Annotated in this window: 18 protein-coding genes and 1 tRNA gene; 10 read left to right on the forward strand and 9 right to left on the reverse strand. The window is 41.9% G+C overall.

What is annotated here, in order from left to right:
• Positions 1-176: 176 nt before the first annotated feature.
• Complete coding sequence (locus FHW88_RS25750; RefSeq protein WP_176628514.1) at positions 177-983, reverse strand: helix-turn-helix domain-containing protein; 807 nt, start codon at positions 981-983, stop codon at positions 177-179.
• Positions 984-1,081: 98 nt separating this feature from the next.
• A complete protein-coding gene (locus FHW88_RS25755; protein WP_176628515.1) occupies positions 1,082-1,966 on the reverse strand; it encodes an oxidoreductase in 885 nt (294 codons plus the stop codon).
• Positions 1,967-2,131: 165 nt separating this feature from the next.
• Between FHW88_RS25755 and FHW88_RS25760 the strand changes: the two genes are divergently transcribed.
• On the forward strand, positions 2,132-2,419 hold the full coding sequence (locus FHW88_RS25760; protein WP_176628516.1) for a hypothetical protein: 288 nt from the start codon (positions 2,132-2,134) through the stop codon (positions 2,417-2,419).
• 103 nt (positions 2,420-2,522) lie between these two features.
• Here the strand turns inward: FHW88_RS25760 and FHW88_RS25765 are convergent, their stop codons facing one another.
• Positions 2,523-3,338 (reverse strand): SDR family oxidoreductase, encoded by an 816-nt coding sequence (locus FHW88_RS25765; protein ID WP_090527996.1) that lies wholly within the window; start codon positions 3,336-3,338, stop codon positions 2,523-2,525.
• A 75-nt stretch (positions 3,339-3,413) separates the two neighbouring features.
• Here FHW88_RS25765 and FHW88_RS25770 point away from each other — a divergent pair, with 75 nt between their 5' ends.
• Positions 3,414-3,776: a winged helix-turn-helix transcriptional regulator gene (locus FHW88_RS25770; RefSeq protein WP_176628517.1), complete on the forward strand. Its 363-nt coding sequence runs from the start codon at positions 3,414-3,416 to the stop codon at positions 3,774-3,776.
• Positions 3,777-3,849: 73 nt separating this feature from the next.
• Positions 3,850-5,238 (forward strand): sulfatase, encoded by a 1,389-nt coding sequence (locus FHW88_RS25775; RefSeq protein ID WP_176628518.1) that lies wholly within the window; start codon positions 3,850-3,852, stop codon positions 5,236-5,238.
• Positions 5,239-5,365: 127 nt separating this feature from the next.
• On the opposite strand, the gene FHW88_RS25780 is transcribed toward FHW88_RS25775, so the two are convergent.
• Together FHW88_RS25780 and FHW88_RS25785 are read right to left on the reverse strand one after the other, a co-directional pair.
• Positions 5,366-6,313, reverse strand: a complete 948-nt coding sequence (locus FHW88_RS25780; RefSeq protein WP_176628519.1) for a polysaccharide deacetylase family protein — start codon at positions 6,311-6,313, stop codon at positions 5,366-5,368.
• A 4-nt stretch (positions 6,314-6,317) separates the two neighbouring features.
• On the reverse strand, positions 6,318-6,713 hold the full coding sequence (locus FHW88_RS25785) for a DoxX family protein (RefSeq protein ID WP_176628520.1): 396 nt from the start codon (positions 6,711-6,713) through the stop codon (positions 6,318-6,320).
• Positions 6,714-6,800: 87 nt separating this feature from the next.
• Here FHW88_RS25785 and FHW88_RS25790 point away from each other — a divergent pair, with 87 nt between their 5' ends.
• Entirely contained in the window at positions 6,801-7,643 is an 843-nt protein-coding gene (locus tag FHW88_RS25790; RefSeq protein ID WP_176628521.1) for a helix-turn-helix domain-containing protein, read from the forward strand.
• A 36-nt stretch (positions 7,644-7,679) separates the two neighbouring features.
• On the opposite strand, the gene FHW88_RS25795 is transcribed toward FHW88_RS25790, so the two are convergent.
• Positions 7,680-7,751, reverse strand: a tRNA-Arg gene (locus tag FHW88_RS25795).
• A 265-nt stretch (positions 7,752-8,016) separates the two neighbouring features.
• Here FHW88_RS25795 and FHW88_RS25800 point away from each other — a divergent pair.
• The 3 genes from FHW88_RS25800 to FHW88_RS25810 all read left to right on the forward strand — a co-directional run bounded on the left by FHW88_RS25800 (position 8,017) and on the right by FHW88_RS25810 (position 11,551).
• Positions 8,017-9,546, forward strand: coding sequence for a glycoside hydrolase family 28 protein (locus FHW88_RS25800; protein WP_176628522.1), 1,530 nt, complete (start codon positions 8,017-8,019; stop codon positions 9,544-9,546).
• A gap of 292 nt (positions 9,547-9,838) precedes the next feature.
• Positions 9,839-10,708, forward strand: coding sequence for an inositol oxygenase family protein (locus FHW88_RS25805; RefSeq protein WP_090527975.1), 870 nt, complete (start codon positions 9,839-9,841; stop codon positions 10,706-10,708).
• A gap of 249 nt (positions 10,709-10,957) precedes the next feature.
• Positions 10,958-11,551 (forward strand): RNA polymerase sigma factor, encoded by a 594-nt coding sequence (locus FHW88_RS25810; RefSeq protein ID WP_090527972.1) that lies wholly within the window; start codon positions 10,958-10,960, stop codon positions 11,549-11,551.
• A 14-nt stretch (positions 11,552-11,565) separates the two neighbouring features.
• Here the strand turns inward: FHW88_RS25810 and FHW88_RS30055 are convergent, their stop codons facing one another.
• Both FHW88_RS30055 and FHW88_RS30060 read right to left on the reverse strand, forming a co-directional pair.
• Positions 11,566-11,934 carry a hypothetical protein gene (locus FHW88_RS30055; RefSeq protein ID WP_218117304.1) on the reverse strand — a complete coding sequence of 123 codons (369 nt, stop codon included), beginning with the start codon at positions 11,932-11,934 and terminating at the stop codon, positions 11,566-11,568.
• Positions 11,935-11,994: 60 nt separating this feature from the next.
• A complete protein-coding gene (locus tag FHW88_RS30060) occupies positions 11,995-12,207 on the reverse strand; it encodes a hypothetical protein (protein ID WP_218117305.1) in 213 nt (70 codons plus the stop codon).
• 207 nt (positions 12,208-12,414) lie between these two features.
• On the opposite strand from FHW88_RS30060, the gene FHW88_RS25820 reads away from it, so the two are divergent.
• From FHW88_RS25820 to FHW88_RS25830, 3 genes are all read left to right on the forward strand, one after another.
• Positions 12,415-13,422 (forward strand): FecR family protein, encoded by a 1,008-nt coding sequence (locus FHW88_RS25820; protein WP_176628523.1) that lies wholly within the window; start codon positions 12,415-12,417, stop codon positions 13,420-13,422.
• A gap of 269 nt (positions 13,423-13,691) precedes the next feature.
• The gene (locus FHW88_RS25825) at positions 13,692-16,961 is read left to right on the forward strand and encodes a SusC/RagA family TonB-linked outer membrane protein (RefSeq protein WP_175489996.1); all 3,270 of its coding nucleotides are present in this window, start codon (positions 13,692-13,694) and stop codon (positions 16,959-16,961) included.
• Between the two features lie 20 nt (positions 16,962-16,981).
• Positions 16,982-18,574, forward strand: coding sequence for a RagB/SusD family nutrient uptake outer membrane protein (locus FHW88_RS25830; protein ID WP_090527961.1), 1,593 nt, complete (start codon positions 16,982-16,984; stop codon positions 18,572-18,574).
• A 77-nt stretch (positions 18,575-18,651) separates the two neighbouring features.
• Here FHW88_RS25830 and FHW88_RS25835 read toward each other — a convergent pair whose 3' ends face one another.
• On the reverse strand, positions 18,652-19,539 hold the full coding sequence (locus FHW88_RS25835) for an AraC family transcriptional regulator (protein ID WP_176628524.1): 888 nt from the start codon (positions 19,537-19,539) through the stop codon (positions 18,652-18,654).
• Between the last annotated feature and the right edge of the window lie 8 nt (positions 19,540-19,547).

Genomic DNA, 19,547 nt, shown 5'->3' on the forward strand with positions numbered 1-19,547 from the left:
AATGAGATCTAATCCATTTCTGGCTCTTTTTATGTCTTAACTCTTGACTCATGATTTCTTGACTCTATTTCTCGTCCTGATTCTTAAGTCTTGACTTCTCGCTTCTTTTTTTTCTTGTATCTTGACTCTTGCTGTCTTGACTCTATTTTCTTGATTTCTTGACTCTCCCCCAGCGGCTACACCGCCGACGGCGCTACCCCATAAGCTTTTTTAAAGGCGAAGGAAAAGTGGGAGAGATCTTTAAAGCCCACATCCATGTACACGTCCGATACTTTGTGCTTCTTTTCTTTGATCAGGAAGTAGGCATCCTTTAATCGTTGCTGCTGGATCCACCGGTTGGGTGATATATTAAAGATCCGTTCAAAATCACGCTTAAAGGTAGCCAGGCTGCGGCCGGTTAAGTAAGCAAAGCGGTTCAAGTCTACATTAAAACGATAGTTTTGAGTCATGAAAGCCTCCAGGTCTATTTTGCCGGGTTCACTGAAATCAAAGAGGATATTTTTGAGTTCGGGGTTTGTTTCCAGCAAAATCATTACAGCTTCCTTAACCTTGTGCAGGGTAAGTGCCGGGCTAATTTCGTCGCCGGTTTTATCCATATAAGGACTTAACGATGTAATGTAATTGTTGAAAAGCTCGTTTGGTCTCAGAAACAAAGCGCTTTCGCCTGAATACTGGCCATCTGCATGCAAATCAAGTTCGGCACTCATACTTTGCAGGGTAGTCTGATCCATACCAATAGTGATGGTTTTAAATTCGCCGCCTGCGGGTGGATGCTTTACAAATTTAGCCAGTTCGTTCCGCTTCAGAAAACGGTAATCGCCTTGTTTAAAATAATAGTTTTTACCGTTGACATAAAGCTCCGAATCGCCGGAGAGGATATAGCCGAATACGTGGTCGGCAATAAATTGCTCGCCAGCTCGGCTTACTTGCGAGTAACAGGAATAAAGGATCCGCGGCGACGTTTTTGGATTTGGCACAGGCATGTTGTTCAAATTTAATAATAAAGAAAGACTTACGAAGTTTCAAAAGCTTCGTAAGTCTGATATATCCCGGGGAACATGTCCCCACAACCGAAATTATATTATGCTTTTTGAGCGGTTATTGATTTCCCAAATTCTGTATTCAGAAAATCTTCAGCTTCGGCATGATCAGTTGAAGTTGTAACGGGGAGCCATTTTTCAAATTCGGCTTTGCGTGCTTCGTCGGCAGCTTTTAACAAGCCGGCGGCTTCACTGCCCAATATAAGGTGCACAGGAGGCTCCGGATGTTCAACAAGATCAACCATTACCTTCGCTGCTTTTTCGGGGTCACCTACAGGAATAAATTTGCCACTCGATAAATAATCGGCACGCACGTCAACCGTTTGTTCATAGCCTTCAACCTTAGGGGCGTAACTCATGGAATCGCCTGCCCAATCGGTACGGAAACCCCCAGGCTCAACGCTGGTAACCAGTATGTCAAGTGGCTTTACTTCTTTAGCTAAAGCTTCGGCGAAGCCGCTAAGACCAAACTTAGCTGCCTGGTACATGCTTAAACCTGCATTACCAACGCGACCACCAACCGAGCTGATCTGTAAAATACGGCCCGAACGTTGTTTGCGCATATAAGGCAATACCGCGCGGGTGATCTCGATGGGGGCATATAAATTCGTTTCCAGTTGACTGCGTACCTGCTCATCAGTAAAGGCTTCGGCTGCACCAATGATCCCGAAACCGGCATTGTTTACCAATACATCAATTTTGCCAAAGTGGGCTACCGCGTCGGCAACGGCTTTATATACTGCCGGGTAATCGGTAACATCTAATTTTATCGGATATACCTGACCGGGATATTGATCAGCCAGATCTTTCAATTGTTCGGGGTTACGTGCTGTTGCTGCAACATTATCGCCTGCTGCTAAAACTGCTTCTGTAAGGCTGCGGCCTAATCCGCGGGCGCTGCCTGTTATAAACCATACTTTTTTCATAGTGTTATCTTTCTTTTTGATAACACAAAGTTAGGTTGAAAGGCGGCGCGGCGTTTTGTTAAAAAGCTCAAGTTGCTTTGTTGAAAAGGTCGAGCTGCAGGTTTTGGTCGTCAGGTATCGGATAAAGAAGTTATATTAGTAGATAGAGAAAGAATAATAAATGATATGGTATCTAAACAGTTAGAATATATTGATAACGGTCGTGAAGGGTACGTTATTTATAGGGATGGAGATATTAAGTTGCAGTTTCTGTACGAGTTAGCTGCCGGCAGGCACGTTGCATTGGTATATATTCCGACAACGGAAAGTTGGTTTGAAGAAACAGGGATACCTACTAATAACCGGCATCAGGTAATTGAATTTATAGCCCGCCAGGTAATAAAAGATCGGGCACCCGATGCGACTTATGAATTATATGATGATTGTATAAGTCTGTTACAAGAAACCGATTAGTAAACTATAAGCTCTTAATGTTGATAATAATAATTGCCCCAATATGCGAGCGGGTTCATTAGCTCGTTTTATCAGGGCAATCCCAAAATCCTACAAATCACGGTTAAAAGAAGCTGCTCATCTTATCCATATATTCCTCAATAGGCATCGAGCTGCGCATGTTCATTAGCATGTTGCCCATATCACCTATCACCGTACGGAACTTGTTGTTTTTGCCGGTGGCAAGATCATCAATAGCATTAACAATCAACATCGGATCATCCAGCTGCGATTCATCACGTGAGCCCATCAGGTTTTGCAGTTTGTTGGTAAGTTCATCGTACGCAGTTATATCCGGGTTTTGGTTCCAAACTACGCTTTCAACAAAGTTGTTTCCTTTTGATCCGCCTTGCTCTATCAGTCTTAAATGAATATTAAGCGGTTTTAGTTCGTAATATAGTCCTTCTGTAAGGCCTTCTAATGCAAATTTCGACATGTTGTACAGTGAGCCAAGTGGTACGGCCGAAGTGATACCCATAAAAGAGCTGATGTTGATGAACATACCTCCTTCGTTTTCCCTGAAATGAGGCAGGAAGGCACGGATGATATTAATAGGACCGCGGGCATTTACCGCAAACTGCCAGTCGATATCTTCTTCTTTGGCAAGTTCCAGTGCACCGTAAGTACCCATACCTGCATTGTTCACCACAACATCAATTTTACCGAAAGCGGCTATCGCTTGTTCTGTTGCTGTTTTTACCTGTTCAAGGTTGGTTACATCCAGTTTAAATATTTTGATATTAGGATATTGTGTTAGTTCGGTTTCCTTTTCGGGTGTACGCATGGTGGCGGCTACATTCCAGCCTTGTTGTGCAAAATGTTTAGCGGTTAATTTGCCCAGTCCGCTGCTTGTTCCGGTTATAAAAACTGTTTTTGACATGGTATTTTATTTTTTGATGCAAAAGTATGTTATAATTGGTATAATTTTGTAACCAGTTACACAGAGTATACCAGTATGGAAGAGGGAATAACGTCATACCAGCGTAATCATGCCGATGAGCGGCAGGCTTTACAAGACACCATGTATGTTATTGGCGGTAAATGGACGCTGCCAATCATTAATTCTATTTGCAACGGAAACAAACGTTTCAGAGAAATTGAGCGGAGCATCCCCGGCATCACCACGCGCATGTTATCGCGCGAGCTGAAAACCATGGAGATGAACAAACTTGTTAAACGTACGGTGACCCCAACTTCGCCGGTTTTAATTGAGTACGAATCGACAGAGTACTGCCGGAGTTTTGGCGGCATCATTTTGGAGATGATAAAATGGGGCGAGGAGCATAGGGAAATGTTGAGGAAGGCTGGTAAGCAGTAGTTGTTAATCCCCATTGTAAAAGTTAAGATATCTTTAACGGTCATCCGCTATAAAAAACTATTTTCACCCGGTAATGAAACATTATACCCAATTAACCTGCAAAGGCCTTTTCCTTTTGGTTTTTATATTTTTAATTGCACCGGCTTTGGCACAGAAAAAGCAATTGCCCAATATTATTTTTGTACTGGCCGATGATATGGGGTACTCTGATTTGAGTTGTTATGGTAACCCGGTGATCCGCACGCCATTTTTAGATAAGATGGCGCAAAAAGGGGTGAGGGCAACCAATTATGTAGTGAGCAGCCCAACCTGTACGCCATCAAGGGCTTCATTACTTACGGGGCGTTATGCTTCAAGGATGAACCTGCCGGCACCGATAGGCCCCGGTTCAAAGCTTGGTATCCCCGATCAGGAAATTACCATTGCCGAAATGCTGAAACAAATTGGCTATAAAACTGCCATGATTGGTAAATGGCACCTTGGCGATCATGCGGCTTATAACCACCCTATGGCGCAGGGTTTTGATTCGTATTATGGCTTGCTGTATAGTCACGATTATCGGTCGCCTTATGTGAAAACGGATACCACAATTAAAGTATTCCGAAACCATAAGCCCGAGATCTTAAAACCTGCCGATTCATCGCTGATAGAGTTGTATCAACGGGAAGCCATCCATTTTATTAAGGAACAAAAAAAGAATGATAAACCCTTCTTTTTGTACCTGGCTCATAATATGCCGCATTTACCGGTAGCCTTTGCATCATCGGCGAAAAATAAAAACAGAAGCGATGGCGGTCATTTAGGTGATGTAGTTGAACAGCTTGATGAAAGCCTTGGCCAGGTTTGGGCAGAGCTTGAAAAGCAGGGACTGGCTGATAATACAATATTCATGTTTTCGAGCGATAATGGTCCATGGGTAGATTTTCCTGACCGGATGCTTGGCGATAGTGCCACTAAACATTGGGATGCAGGTACCGCCGGTGTATTTCGCGGCAGCAAGGGATTAACATATGAAGGCGGGGTACGTGAGCCATTCATTGTTTACTGGAAAAATCATACTCCGGTTGGCGCAAGCATCACCAGCATGATGAGTAACCTGGATGTGTTGCCTACACTTGCCAATTGGACTGGCGCCCCGCTGCCGAAAGGCCGTACACTGGATGGACAATCTATAGCTGATGTATTAACCGGAAAGGCGCCTAAACACCCGGAGCATAGGCCTATTTACTATTACAATAATAGCGTTTGCGAAGCTGTTCGGCTGGGTGACTGGAAATATCGCGAAGTAAAGGCTAATAACAATGTTGGCGGTGTAGCAGGTTCGCCGCTATCTGCAAAAACCGAACTGTTTAACCTGGCCTATGATCCCAGCGAACGTACTAACGTAATCAAAGAATACCCAGAAATGGCCCAAAAGCTAAAAGCTCTTTTTGACCAATATCCGGGTATGAAGGAGAATTAGGAATTAGGCAAAATAAAAAAAGCGTCATTGCGAGGCACGAAGCAATCCCCAATCAGAAGATCAACCATACAAGTTTCTCTGTAAAGTTTGGGATTGCTTCGTGCCTCGCAATGACGTTTTTTACTTCTTAACTCTCCCTTATCGTCGTCTTATCCTCCAAAGCCATTTTAGCGATTTCATCTTTGCGTTTAAAGCTTACGCCTTTGTGTTGTTGTATGTATTTGATCAACTCATTGGAGGCCTTAACCATTTGCGGGGTGCCGCCAATACGGTCGTGGAAACTGATTGACATTTGGCGGCGTTTAAATTCAGCCTCGGCATAAAGCTGGTCGAATTCCATTTTTACCTGTGTGAGGAATTGATCTGCCGAGAAGTTTTTGCCTTCAATCAGCACAATATCGTTGTTGCGGATGGTGTAAGGCACCACTACAAAATCCTTTTGATTAACCGGGATGATAAAAGGCTCATCACGGCTTAGGTCGTCAATATGATATACGAAACCGAGCTCCTGTAATATTTTCAGCGTGTTTTCACCACGGCGTAGCCAGTTGGCATTGTAGCCTGCCGGAGTAAATCCGGTTACTTTTTTAATGGCATCGGCACCATCCTTTATAAACTGCTTTTCCTGTTCATAAGGCATAGTGTACTGCGTTGCCCAGTTCATACCATGAGCTGCTGCCTCGTGCCCGCGGTCTACAATTTCTTTAGCTAAAGCAGGATTTTTGAGCACTGCCGAACCAACCATGTGCGATGTTACTTTAATGCCCAGTTTATCCCAGTTATCCAGCATACGGGGAATCCCTTCTTTATAACCGTATTGAAACCAGGTTGCACCGGGCAGATCGATATAACCTTTTTGCATATTCTGCGGAAACGGGCTCTCGGCATTATCCGGCTGACCGCCGGCCTCAAACTGCATGGATACAGAAACCACCAGCCTTGAACCATCGGCCCATTTTGAGGTATTAAAGTTATTTGCCGATGTGTTTTGTTTAGCCGATGCCAAATTACTGCCCACAAGGCCGGCCAACCCTAAAAGTCCGCCTTGTTTTACAAAATCTCTTCTTGAGCTCATGATCTTATTTATTAAAGAAAAGGTTATCTAATGAATAGGTATTGTTAGCCGAAAACTGAAGCAGTACGGCGAAGAAAGCAGCATGGATCAGCTGTGAAGGAAGGATCTCCCAATTCTCGATCAAACAGCTGCCTAATATTAATATGATCATTACCAGGCCACCGCCAATTAAAGCAGGTTTAGTAAATAAGCCCGATAAAAGCAATATACCTATAATAAATTCGGCAATTGGTAACAGGTAACTAAAGGGTGTTACCATAGCTTTGGGCAGCATTGACTTTTCAAAAGTGCCAACCATCCATTGGCTGAAACCATTTAGTTTAGGTAAGCGGACCAGGCCGTGACCAAACATACTGGCTCCGACGGCCAGTCTTAGTATTACAAATGTTAAATCGTTCATGATGTGTTTGTTTTGATAAGTCAAAGTTCTGTATAATCAGTACCTGCGCCTTGTACATTCAGGGGGATGATCTGTAACTTTACGGGTATGGAAACCAAGAACCTGTACAGGCCTTATGAACTGGAGTTGCTCGAAACAAACCAGTACACAGCCAAACCGCATCGTAATACTTTTTTTGAAATGGTATTTACGCTGGAAGGTAAGGGGATCCAGATCATTAACGGGCATGAACTGCCCTATGCTTCGGACAAGTTCTTTTTGATTTTTCCGGAAGACCATCATGGCTTCGAGGTACATGAGCTAACACGGTTTTACTTCATCCGTTTTACGGATAGTTACCTGAAAACCCAAAGCGACCAATGGGTGAAAAAAATGGAGTACATTTTTCATAACCATAACCACTTGCCAGGCTGCATCCTCAAAACAGTTACGGACAAACCGTTGGTAAGGGCCCTGATAGAGGCCTTACAACGGGAAACATCCCATGAATTTCCGCAGCATAATGAAGTGGTTGAGCAATTGATGAATACCATTATTACCATTGCCGCCCGCAACATCACCCTGCAGCAGCATGCCAATATTATAAAGCAGCCTTCAACAACTACACTGCCGTTGCTTAACTATATCCACGAATATATTTACCAGCCCGACCGCCTGAAGGCCGAGTGTATAGCCTCGTCATTTAATTTTTCACCAAACTACATCAGCGAATACTTTAAGAAAACTACGGGCGAGAGCTTGCAGCAGTACATTACCAGCTATAAGCTGAAACTGATTGAAACCCGCCTGCAATACACCGATAAACGCATGAGCGAAATAGCCTATGAGTTTGGTTTTACAGATGAAAGTCACCTGAACCGCATTTTTAAAAAGTATAAAGGAGAGAACCCAACGGCGTTTAGGAAGAGATATGCTCAAGTGAATAGGTAAAACAAAAAGAGACTTGCAACTTGCAAGTCTCTTTTGTGCTCCCGACGAGATTCGAACTCATATCGATGGTACCGGAAACCATAATTCTATCCATTGAACTACGGGAGCAGTCGGGGGCAAAGATATAAAATTGATTTAAACCAAAAGCATTGTTTGATATATTAACGCGTATGAAATAATCCCCGGTTTAATAACGATTGTTATCGATACCGGCGCTACGTAAACGTTTACGTAAATAAAAAGTACACCGCCATCGCCAATTAAATTGAAAGTTTAATAGTTTAGGTGTTTAATGTACAATTAAACGCTTCATTGTTCGTAAACTCAATAAGCGATAAACCTGCTTAAATTTTTCTTTTAATAATAACTGATAATGAAAATCTTTCATTTTTTAACGTTGCTTATAACGCCATTTGCGGGTTATGCTCAGCAAAAAGTATTTAACATTACCGATTATGGCGCTAAAGCCGATGGTATTACCAATAACACTGTCAGCATTCAAAAAGCTATTGATAATGCAAGCGAGCAGGGAGGCGGTATGGTATATGTTCCTGCCGGAAAGTTTCTAACGGCTGCTATCAGCCTAAAATCAAATGTCACCCTTAACCTTGCCAAAAATGCTGTATTGCTGGGCAGCGCAAAAAGAATTGATTACGGCGAAGGCCATGCAGCACCATTGATAGCCGCCAATAACCTGCAGCATATTGCCATAACGGGCAAGGGAACCATTGATGGAAATGGAGAAGAATTGCTGAAAGACCTTTTTGCGATGCTGAAAGCGGGTAAATTAAGGGATTCGTTATGGCAAAAACAAAACCCCTGGGGGCAAACCCAACCCGAGGAACCTAACCGGCCTAAATTGATCCATTTTTCAAACTGTACCGATGTACTAATAAAAGGTGTAACCATGAAAAACGGCCTGGTGTGGGTGCAGGATTATACCAAATGCCGCGACCTGGTTATCGATAGCATAAAAGTAGAAAGCAACACGTATTGGAACAACGATGGTATTGATTTGGTTGATTGCCAAAATGTAAAGCTTACCAATAGCTTTTTTAATGCCGATGATGATGGCATCTGCCTGAAATCAAGCGACAGGAACAGTAGCTGTGAAAACATTTATGTAGCAAACTGTACCACCAGGTCAAGCGCAAGCGGTATCAAGCTTGGCACGGCCTCGCGTGGCGGCTTTAAAAAGATAACGATAAAGAATGTGAAAATTTACGATACCTACCGGTCGGCCATTGCGTTGGAATGTGTCGATGGTGGCGTGATGGAAGATATTGATATCAGTAACATCAGTGCCACTAATACAGGCAATGCCATTTTTATTCGCCTTGGTCATCGTAATAAAGATACCGTGGTAAGCCGCATCAATGGCATCCGTATCAGTAACGTAACGGTTGATGTGCCTAAAGGTAAACCCGATAAAGGTTACCCGATGGAAGGGCCTTTAGTTAAAGGGGACCATAATATCTTTCCTTCGTCAATTGCGGGCTTGCCGGGGCATCCCGTTAAAAATGTGATCCTCGAAAATATTAAGATAGTGTACCATGGAGATGCCAGCAAAGCTGTGGCAAGTGTTAGCCTCGATTCATTGGCGAAGATCCCCGAGAATCCGCATGATTATCCCGAATTTTCAATGTTTGGTGAATTGCCAGCCTGGGGCTTTTACACGCGCCATGCAGAAGGGGTAACGTTTAAAAATGTAACCCTTAGTTGCCTGGGATATGATTTCAGGGCTGCCGGCGTGTTTGATAATGTGGATGGGTTGACTATTAATGGCCTCAAAATACCACAGGTTAAATCACTGCCGGTGATTGTGTTTAACGGGGTAAGCAAATCTTCGGTTAAAGGCATTCAGATTCCCGGAACAAGTAAAAATAAGATCCTTAAGAGGTAATTCCATTTCACAGTAGGAATCAGCCTTGCTAAATCAATTTAAGGGCTTTTAACGTTGTGCGTGCAGCTTTTAACGTTAGTGTAACTTAATCGTTTACGTAAATAAATATTGCAGTTAATATAAAAGGACCGTTTTTTTTATCAAAATTTAATCATTATAAAACTAAACGGAGCATTGAATTGCAGCTCCAGTAAAACTTAAAGCCGCAATAATTAATTGGATTTTTCTGTGGTATTTGGTTTGGAGCGCAATAAATATCAAGGTGCTTAATATTTAATAAAAGGTTTACAATATGGAAAAGTTAACTGAAAAAGAGATATCGCCATTGCCGAGTCTTGACGTATGGGAAGATGATGTATTGAGCAGGTACCCGGAACCAGGTACCGAAAAGGCCAAAGAGGAGTTTAGGGTTTATAACGACGATGAAAATAACCCGGTGCGGGAGTTTTACAGGCTTAACCATACTTATCAAACCTATGGTAACGTATTGGCCAAAAAGGCCAACTTTTTACAGTTTGATAAAAAAGAGATGCCATGGTGGTCGGCAATGGAATACCTGAACACACTGGTTGATGAATCAGATCCGGATATTTCGCTTGATCAGCTACAGCATTTATTGCAAACATCTGAGGCTATCCGTGCTGATGGCCATCCGGATTGGTTTGTATTAACAGGCTTTATACATGATTTAGGCAAGGTACTTTGCCTTTTTGGCGAACCGCAATGGAATGTAGTGGGCGATACGTTCCCGGTAGGCTGCAAGTTTTCGGATAAGATAGTTTACCCGGAATTTTTTGCCGCAAATCCTGATAGCTACGATGAGCGTTACAATACCAAGTATGGCGTTTATACTCATCAATGCGGGCTCGAAAATGTGCATATGTCATGGGGACATGATGAGTACCTGTACCATATCACCAAAGATTACCTGCCCGAAGAAGCTTTGTACATGATCCGCTATCACTCATTTTACTCACAGCACCGCGAAAAAGCGTATGACCATTTGTTGAATGCGCATGACCAGGAAATGTTTAAATGGGTTGATAAATTTAATCCGTACGATCTGTATTCGAAAAGCCCGAAACCGCCGGTAGTATCGGAGTTAAAACCTTATTATGAGGATTTAATTGCCAAATATCTGCCCGCAACAGTTAAATTGTAATTTAATGGGCGGTAGTTAAGCCCGTTTTTATATATTGGTCATTCCAGTTACCTGTTTAGCCCAGGCTATAAAAAATAAGTTTATAGTCTGGGTCAAGCTTTACAAAAGGCGATAAGCCTCCTACCTGTTACTGAATAAATAATTAATGGCGCTGCTATGGCGTGGCTTCGTTGATTGAAAAATAGTTGTACTTTTAACAATAATTCCTGCCTGTTGATTAAAGAATAAATAAATAATTATCAGTTTTTTATGGATTCAAATGGAGATAAAGATTTAGTGTTTCGCTTACACGATGATGACATCGGTGCATTTGATATGCTTTATCAAAAGTATCATCAGGCTATTTATCGTAACATATTCAAACTCACTAAAGACGATGATATCGCCCGGGATATTTTGCAGGATATTTTTGTTGCCCTATGGGAAAAACGGGCTGATATTAACCCCGATCAATCGGTAAGCGGCTGGTTATTTGTATTGAGCTTCAATAAATCCATCTCCTATCTCCGCAAAAAAGTACGCGAAACGGCTGTTGTTAACACCATGCCTTTTGCTGAAATGGAAACCGATAACGGCGACGTACAGTTAATGGATGAGCAATATTATTTATTACAACAGGCTATTAACCAATTATCGCCGCAGCGAAAAAAGGTATTTACCCTTTGCAAATTGGAAGGGAAAACCTATGAAGAGGCTGCCGAGAAATTGAACCTTTCTAAACATACTGTTAAGGAATACCTCGGACATGCGGTTGTAGCAGTTAAAAACCACATAAAAGAACACCAGGCTGAATGGAAAACCGCAGGGGTTATAATGGTTTGTTATTGGATAGGAACAAATTAATGATGGGATTTATTTTAAGCAATTGCTCCAACTAATTTCTTTCTTCCTACAAACCTGATAACCGAGCCTTGTCCGCTGTGATAAGGCCCTTCATTTAAATGGATCTCCGTTTCCAGAAGTTCTAAAATCTCGTAATTATTAAAATCTGTCTTAATTTCCTCTAAAGAAAATAGTGATTCGATATCTCTGGGACCGCCCATTTTTTCATCTTTTGCAAGGTAGTCAAGGTGACTTTTACTAAAAGCCTCAAAAATGATAAGACCTCCGACGTTTAAATATTTATTAACACTTTGATGTACAAGTGATTTGATGTTGGGAGGAAAGTGCGCATAAATGAGGGCGATCACATCAAATTGATCCGCTGTATAGTTGAGCTCCTGCAACTCTCCAACCTGATAATCAATAGTTACCTGTTTTTTTTCTGCAAGTTTCAGGGCTTTCTTTTACCCCTCAATGCTAATGTCGAATGCAGAAACTGCCCAGCCAAGCCCGGCGGCAAAAACAGCATTGCGCCCTTCGCCTTCTGCAGGGAAAAGAATTTTGCCGGGTTTTAAAAGTGACAGTTGTTGTTGTAGAAAATTATTAGGCTGTTCACCATAGGCAAATTCTTCTTCGGCATATCGTTGGTCCCATTTTTCTGTCCAGGCATTTTTCATACAGAGGTAATTATTTAGCTATTTATTAATGATAAAGGTAGTATTTAAGTAAGTTAACACAAGGGCTGCAGTACATTGATGACAATAATGTGGCTGTGAAAAAAATTAAATGCAGCTTGCTTTTATGAGTTTTTATTTTTCTTAAAAATAATTGTAAACCCATCCCCCCGTTTTAAAGCTCCCGGCGTATTTATATAAAAATAGCTTGTGGAAACTATAGTCAAACGCTTAGAAAGGCTTTATAATACCGAGAATTTAACTCCTGAGGACAGGCGCTGGCTTGCTGAATACCTGAAGGGCGATGTTTCGGAATTATATCTTGTTGCGCTTGAAGGTTTCAGTAAAGATGCACTTGAAAAAAAACTGTCCCTTAGCCAACAGGAATCAGATCAGATACTTAATAATATCCATCAGCGTATAATAAAGCCTCCACCTGCACGTAAGGTATTCCCAATTTGGCGGTTGCTGGTGAAAATAGCTGTAGCCGCATCTGTAACAGCCGTTTTCAGTGCAGCATATATATTCAGAAAACAATTGGACAACTGGTTAAACCCGGTTCACTACCAGGAAACGGTGGCACTAAACGGCGAAATTAAACTGATCACTTTACCTGATGGTACGAGCATTTGCCTTAATGCCGGCAGTAGTTTAAAGTACCCGGATAAGTTTAAAGATAAAACGAGAGAGGTTACACTTACAGGCGAGGCTTTCTTTAAAGTAGCGCACGATAGCAGCAAACCGTTTGTTATTCACTCGGGTAAAATTAAAACCACTGTTTTAGGTACCAGCTTTAATGTTAAAGCTTATACCGAAGATAAATCGGTTAAGATCACCGTGGTAAGCGGAAAAGTAGGAGTTGTTCCAACGATCTCAAAACATGTAGCTGTATTACTCACAGCGAATATGCAAATGGTATATAATAAAACCAGCCAAAAACTGATTACCGAAAAAATTGGAGATGCTTCGTCTGTAATCAGCTGGCAGCAGGGCAAGCTGCAATACCATAACACCCCTTTATTTGATGTTTTGGCCGATGTGCAGCGAAAATATAATGTAACAATCAGGGCCGACAAAAATTTACTGAACTGCACGTTATACGCCGATTTTAACAATATGCCGTTAGAAAAAGTATTGAAGCTGACGGAGGCCCTTATAAATGCCCATTTTAAAAAGGCAGGCGATGCTTATACTTTAAAGGGCAAAGGCTGTAATTAATGTACCCGATATACCAATTATAAAAACAAATAAATGTTTGACAACCTAAAAAAATGAAATTGCTATGAGTTAAAACAAGGAAAGAGAAAATGATCCTCCAAAATGGCCGGGCCAGTTTTGGAGGAATAAAATGTAAAGATTTTTTAATGGACCATGCACAGGGCCTCTCACAACCGCAGCACGTTCCAGCTTGACCTATAACACTTTAATATAGCAAAAATATGAAAATAAACATACCCGAAAGAGTCTTTCGAGCCATAACATTTGTTATGAAAATTAATGCGATCATTTTATTAGTAGTCTGTTCCCTGTCAACCATTGCCATGGCTGATAACTCATACGGACAAAGCGTGCTGGAAAAGCCAGTTACCGTTAAATTAAAAAATACCCCTCTTGCTGATGCACTGGAGCGGATTTCGGCCAGTACCGGCGTACGGATCATGTACACCGGGAATAACATTGAAAGCGATGTTAAAGTAACCCTTACAGCTCATAACGAAAAGCTGGAGGCTGTTTTGAAAAAAGTTTTATTAGATAACCAGTTTACTTATACCGAAGTTGAAGGAAGTTTGCTGGTTAAACCCGCCCCAAAGCCACCGGTTGAGAAGAAGATCGAGCTCCCGCCGCCTGTTATTGTTACCGGATCTGTAGTAGATGATAAAGGCCAGCCCTTAATAGGTGTTTCTGTTAAAATAGAAGGCCTTGCAACAGGTGCGGTAACCGATATAGATGGTAAATTCAGGGTGCAGGTTGCCAACGAAAAAGCTGTACTGGTGTTTTCTTACATAGGCTTTGAAACTCAAAAAATAGCCGTAGGCAAACAAACATCTATAAAAGTAATTTTACTGCCTTCGGCAAACTCGTTATCTACCGTTGTAGTAATTGGTTACGGTACTACTACCAAAAAGGAATTGACCAGCGCTATTGCGACTGTAAAAGCCGAGCAATTTAATGCCGGTGTTGTTGCAACTCCTGCCGATTTATTGGAAGGTAAAGTAGCCGGTTTAAATATCACCAACGATGGTAACCCTAATGGTAAAGCTTCGGTAACACTGCGCGGTCCATCTTCAATAAGGGCTGGCGCAGCGTCTGTGCCTTTTTATGTAATTGACGGCGTGCCCGGCGCCGATTTTAACCTATTGGCTCCATCAGATATTGCTTCGATAGATGTGTTGAAGGATGCTTCGGCAGCGGCAATTTACGGAACCAGGGCTACCAATGGTGTAATTATCGTTACTACCAAAAGGGCAAAAGCAGGTCAGTTAAGGATGACTTATAACGGATACGGATCATTTGAGAAAGTATCTAACCAGTTTAAAGTTGCCAGCGCCGACCAGTTAAGGGCCTATGTAAAAGCTAACGGACAAAGTTTTACCCCTGCGAATGACAACGGTGGCAATACCGACTGGCAAAAAGCTGTTGAACGTGGTACAGGTTTCTCTCAAAACCATAACCTGTCTTTTGGCGGCGGTACCGATAAAACTACTTATAACGGAAGCATAAACTACCTGCAAAATCAGGGTATAGTTAAAAGCAGCGATATGAAGCGTGTTATAGGCAGGCTTAATATCACCCAAAAAGCGTTGAATGATAAACTGAAACTGGACTTTTCATTAAGCAATTCGGTAACTAACGCCAATTTGTTAGTTAATGATATCCCGCTGTCATCTGCAAACGGACAAAGCCCCGGCTTGTTTAAATCAATAGTTCAATATTTACCAACACGTACTATTTATAATCCTGATGGTACTTTTTACAACGATCCTACTTTAAAATTAGGTTATAACCCGGTAGGGCTTATTACTAACGATAGCTACAAACAAAAAGTTAACTTGTTGCTGGGTAATATACGCGGTGAGTTGATACTGCCTGCCGGCCTGCTTTACAATTTTAACTTAGCTTACCAGGAAACAAATACCGACAATAATACTTATTACAACTCTGCATCAGAGCTGGCACCTGGCCTCAACGGCAAAGCCATCCGTTCAACTTATGAGGATAACAAAAAGTTGTTTGAAAACTATTTGACCTATGCTCATAAATGGGGCGATAAACATGATTTTAAAGCCCTGTTTGGCTATTCAATAGATCAAACTACCACCGGGAATGGCTTTCAATCAACCAATCAAGGATTTATTTCGGATGCTACGGGTTCAGACAATCTTAGTTTAGGTACGCCTTCCGGGAACTACCGGGTTGATTATGGTAACGTTAACGTCGAAACTTTACGTTTGATATCCTTTTACTCTCGTCTTAATTATAGCTACAGGGGTAAATACCTTTTACAGGCATCTTTACGACGTGACGGTTCAAACGCCTTTGGTACTAATAAACGCTGGGGGTATTTCCCGGCTGCTTCGGCCGCATGGCGGGTTATCGACGAGGGCTTTATGAAATCTCAATCCTTATTTGATGATTTGAAATTGCGCGTTGGCTATGGTAAAACCGGTAACTCATTAGGCTTCTCGCCTTATACGCCCCTCACGCTTTATGGCACTACCGGTAGCTTTTATTACAATAACGCTTATATTGGTGCAATTGGTGTAACTCAAAACCCAAACCCTGATTTGAAATGGGAAAGTACGGCTACGTTAAACGGCGGCGTTGATTTTTCCTTATTTAAAGGACGTTTGGGCGGCTCGGTTGATATCTACAATAAAAAAACAACCGATATGATCACCACGGTACCGGTGTCGCTTATTAACAACTTTGTAAATACAAAAGTTGAAAACGTAGGTAGTATGACCAATAAAGGTGTTGAGATAGCCCTTAACGGAACACCAATAAAAACAAAAGATTTTACCTGGAGCAGCTATGGCAATATCTCATTTAATAAAAATAAGATCACTGCACTGGCGCCAAACCTTTCAAAAATATATGCAGGCGACCCGGAAGGTCCCGGACAAAGCGGTATCAAAACATCAATCATTGAGGCCGGTTATCCGCTTGGCGAATTTTACACCCTGAAATACCTTGGCCGCACCAATGGTGTATCTACCTTCATGGGTGCTAATGGCCAGCCAACAACAACACCTCAAAGTACCGATCAGACTTATGCAGGCAATGCCCAACCTACATACACATTTGGTTTTGGTAATGATCTTACCTATAAAAACTTCAGCCTTAACTTCTTTTTCAGGGGACAGGGTGGGAACAAGATCATGAATGCATCATTGGCCAGCTTTAACCAGCCTACCCAGGCTTCGGTACATGGCGTACCTGCTTTAACATTAAGCGAGCCGGGTACCGATGTTAATGCCTATTATTATTCAACACGTTATCTTGAAAGTGGAGCCTTTATCAGGTTAAGTAATGCTACACTGTCTTATAAAATAAACGTTCCGGGTAATTATGTACATGGTATCCGGTTGTATGTTACCGGTACTAATTTATTTATCATCACCAAATACAAAGGCGTTGATCCTGAATTGAACCTGAACATCGATAACCAATTAAGCGGCCAGTTTATCGGGGTAGACAGCAATAATTTTTATCCAAAAACAAGGAGCTTCCTTGCCGGCGTACAAGTTGATTTATAATAGATTTTAACCTAACAGACATGAATAATTTAAAAAGATATATAAAACCTGGCCTCATTGCCATGTTTATAGGAGCAATTTACCTTTCAGGTTGTACTAAATTGGATATCACGCCAAAATCGGCGCTTACGACGGCTAACTTTCCTACTACACCAGCGCAGTATGTAGCTGCTACCGGGCCTATCTATACCTCGTTTCGCGGGGCACCGGGCAGGCAATACTGGTTGTTGCAAAATTTAAGTACCGATGAATGCGTACTTGTAGCACGTGGTGGTAACTGGCTTGACGGCGGTACCTATTCAACCGTAAACCTGCACACTGTTACGCCTGATAACGGCATGACCGAAACTTGCTGGTCGGGAGGTTACGGAACCATCAGTTTATGTAACCAGGTATTGTCGTTATTGGCACCTACGCCCGAAAGCGATTCAAAAAAACAAACCATTGCCGAAATTAAAACCATGCGCGCCCTGTCATATTTTTACCTGATGGACCTGTTTGGTAACGTGCCTATCAGCAAAACCTTTGGCGATACCACCAACCTGGGCACCCAGCCAAGGGCGGCAGTGTTTGCATTTATTGAAAGTGAATTGCTTGCCCAGATTCCTGATCTGAGCGGGACAGCAGGGGTAACTACTTATGGTAGGCCGACCAAAGGTTTGGCGTATGCCATACTTGCCAAAATGTATTTGAACGCGCAGTACTATATCGGCACTCCAAGATATCAGGATGCTGTTACTATGTGCGATAACGTTATAAAAAGCGGTCAATATGGTTTAGATGCAGATTATTTAGGCATGTTTAAGCCTAATAACGGCCCGGGTGTTAAAGACTTTATTTTTGCCATACCTTATGACGGCATTTTGGCGCAGGGACAGTACTACGCACGCTGGACGCTGAACCCTAACCTGAAAAGTAAGTATAAAATGCCGTACACGCCAGATGGGCCGGTGTACACCTACAAGGAGTATTATGCCTTGTTTAATGATGCAAATGATATTCGCAAAAAGCAATTTTTAGTTGGCAAGCAGTACAACAATGATGGCTCTCCAATATTAATCACAACAACTAATATCGGACTGGATGCAAGTTATTCCGGCCCTAAGCCAAATGATATAGTGATCCACCAGTTAGAGTTTACGCCTGATATTGTGTGGAAAAACCCGGCAACTTTTGACATCGGTAATGATGAGCTTGCTAACGAAGAAGGTTACAGGAACAATAAGTTTTATCCGGATAGCTTAAGTAATGACCGTAACCAGGGCAATGATGTGCCTATGTTCAGGTATGCTGATATTTTGCTTGAAAAAGCCGAGGCTATTTTACGCGGCGCATCAGCAACCAATGGCGATTCGCCTTTATCATTGGTTAACCAGGTGAGAGCGCGTGCAAAAGCTTCGCCTTTAACTTCGGTAACACTGTCTGATATATTAGATGAACGGGGCCGCGAATTTTCTATGGAAACGTGGCGTCGTAATGACCTGATCCGCTTTGGTCAGTTTGAGAAAAAATGGGGTATAAAAACAGATGCCGATCCTAATAAACGTATTTTCCCGATCCCAAGACCGGAAATGCAGTTGAACCCGAAACTGGTACAAAATCCGGGTTATTAATTTAGTTCTATTATTTATTTAACAAACGCAGGCCCTAAAAAGCCTGCATTTGTTTTTTTAGAAGGGCTTTAATGATCCTAAAACTCCCTGAATTTTCTCCGGTATTCCATTGGTGTGCTCCCGGTAACTAATTTAAAATACCTGTTAAAGTTTGAAAGGTTGTTAAACCCCGAATCGCGGCTGATTGAATTTATATTTTCATTGGTCTCTCTGATTAGTTTACACGAGTTTTCTATTCTTACGGTCAGTAAAAAATCAAAGTAGGTTTGGCCGGTACGCAATTTAAAATAATGGCAAAATGCCTTCGGCACCATGTGTATGATGTTAGCTATTTCCTTAAGCTTAATGTCTTTGTAAAAATTGTCCATGGTATACAGATAGATCTTTGTTAGCCGCACTTCATCTATCCTGTTAAAGATCTTCTTCTCCGTTTCACCGGCCAGGTTTGAGAGCTGTTCGCCCTCAGCAATTTTATTTAACAGTTGCAGCAATAACGGAAGTTGTTCATACTTCGCCGAACCTTCTATTTGCCGGATAAAGTCAATCGCCAGGGCCTTTGAATTACTATTGATCAGCAAGCCATTCTTAGCACTGTTTAAAAGGTTGTTCAGGAGGCTGTTTTCGGGCAGCATCATGAAGGTGCTCCCTAATTTATTCGGATCAAAATGAAGGGTAAGCAGTTGCAGCGGTTTGGGAGTTTTACCGCTTTTCATGGAGTAATCATAATAACGGTTAGTTTCAAATTTGAACATGTGGGGCACGTTGCAGCCTATCATGATCATGGTATCCCCTGAAATTCTTTTTGAAGTATTTCCTATCGAAAAAGTGCCTTCGCCACTTATAATATAAATAAGTTCCAGTTCAGGATGGTTGTGAAAATTATTGATAGCATGGTAGGTTTTTGCTTCGGCTATTGTAAAAGCTGAATTGTCGACTTTCAGAATTTGCTCGAAAAACTCTCTCATTTTATACT

This window comes from Mucilaginibacter sp. SG538B, from assembly GCF_013376065.1.
GTDB lineage: Bacteria > Bacteroidota > Bacteroidia > Sphingobacteriales > Sphingobacteriaceae > Mucilaginibacter > Mucilaginibacter rubeus.

Bases quoted from the DNA above. Each gene is read 5' to 3' on its own strand.
- FHW88_RS25810 (WP_090527972.1), top strand. From the start codon at position 10,958: ATGGATTCAAATGGAGATAAAGATTTAGTGTTTCGCTTACACGATGAT.
- FHW88_RS30060 (WP_218117305.1), bottom strand. From the start codon at position 12,207: ATGAAAAATGCCTGGACAGAAAAATGGGACCAACGATATGCCGAAGAA.
- FHW88_RS25835 (WP_176628524.1), bottom strand. From the start codon at position 19,539: ATGAGAGAGTTTTTCGAGCAAATTCTGAAAGTCGACAATTCAGCTTTT.
- FHW88_RS25825 (WP_175489996.1), top strand. From the start codon at position 13,692: ATGAAAATTAATGCGATCATTTTATTAGTAGTCTGTTCCCTGTCAACC.
- FHW88_RS25790 (WP_176628521.1), top strand. From the start codon at position 6,801: ATGGAAACCAAGAACCTGTACAGGCCTTATGAACTGGAGTTGCTCGAA.
- FHW88_RS25805 (WP_090527975.1), top strand. From the start codon at position 9,839: ATGGAAAAGTTAACTGAAAAAGAGATATCGCCATTGCCGAGTCTTGAC.
- FHW88_RS25750 (WP_176628514.1), bottom strand. From the start codon at position 983: ATGCCTGTGCCAAATCCAAAAACGTCGCCGCGGATCCTTTATTCCTGT.
- FHW88_RS25830 (WP_090527961.1), top strand. From the start codon at position 16,982: ATGAATAATTTAAAAAGATATATAAAACCTGGCCTCATTGCCATGTTT.
- FHW88_RS25765 (WP_090527996.1), bottom strand. From the start codon at position 3,338: ATGTCAAAAACAGTTTTTATAACCGGAACAAGCAGCGGACTGGGCAAA.
- FHW88_RS25800 (WP_176628522.1), top strand. From the start codon at position 8,017: ATGAAAATCTTTCATTTTTTAACGTTGCTTATAACGCCATTTGCGGGT.
- FHW88_RS25780 (WP_176628519.1), bottom strand. From the start codon at position 6,313: ATGAGCTCAAGAAGAGATTTTGTAAAACAAGGCGGACTTTTAGGGTTG.
- FHW88_RS25770 (WP_176628517.1), top strand. From the start codon at position 3,414: ATGGAAGAGGGAATAACGTCATACCAGCGTAATCATGCCGATGAGCGG.
- FHW88_RS25785 (WP_176628520.1), bottom strand. From the start codon at position 6,713: ATGAACGATTTAACATTTGTAATACTAAGACTGGCCGTCGGAGCCAGT.
- FHW88_RS25775 (WP_176628518.1), top strand. From the start codon at position 3,850: ATGAAACATTATACCCAATTAACCTGCAAAGGCCTTTTCCTTTTGGTT.
- FHW88_RS25760 (WP_176628516.1), top strand. From the start codon at position 2,132: ATGGTATCTAAACAGTTAGAATATATTGATAACGGTCGTGAAGGGTAC.
- FHW88_RS25755 (WP_176628515.1), bottom strand. From the start codon at position 1,966: ATGAAAAAAGTATGGTTTATAACAGGCAGCGCCCGCGGATTAGGCCGC.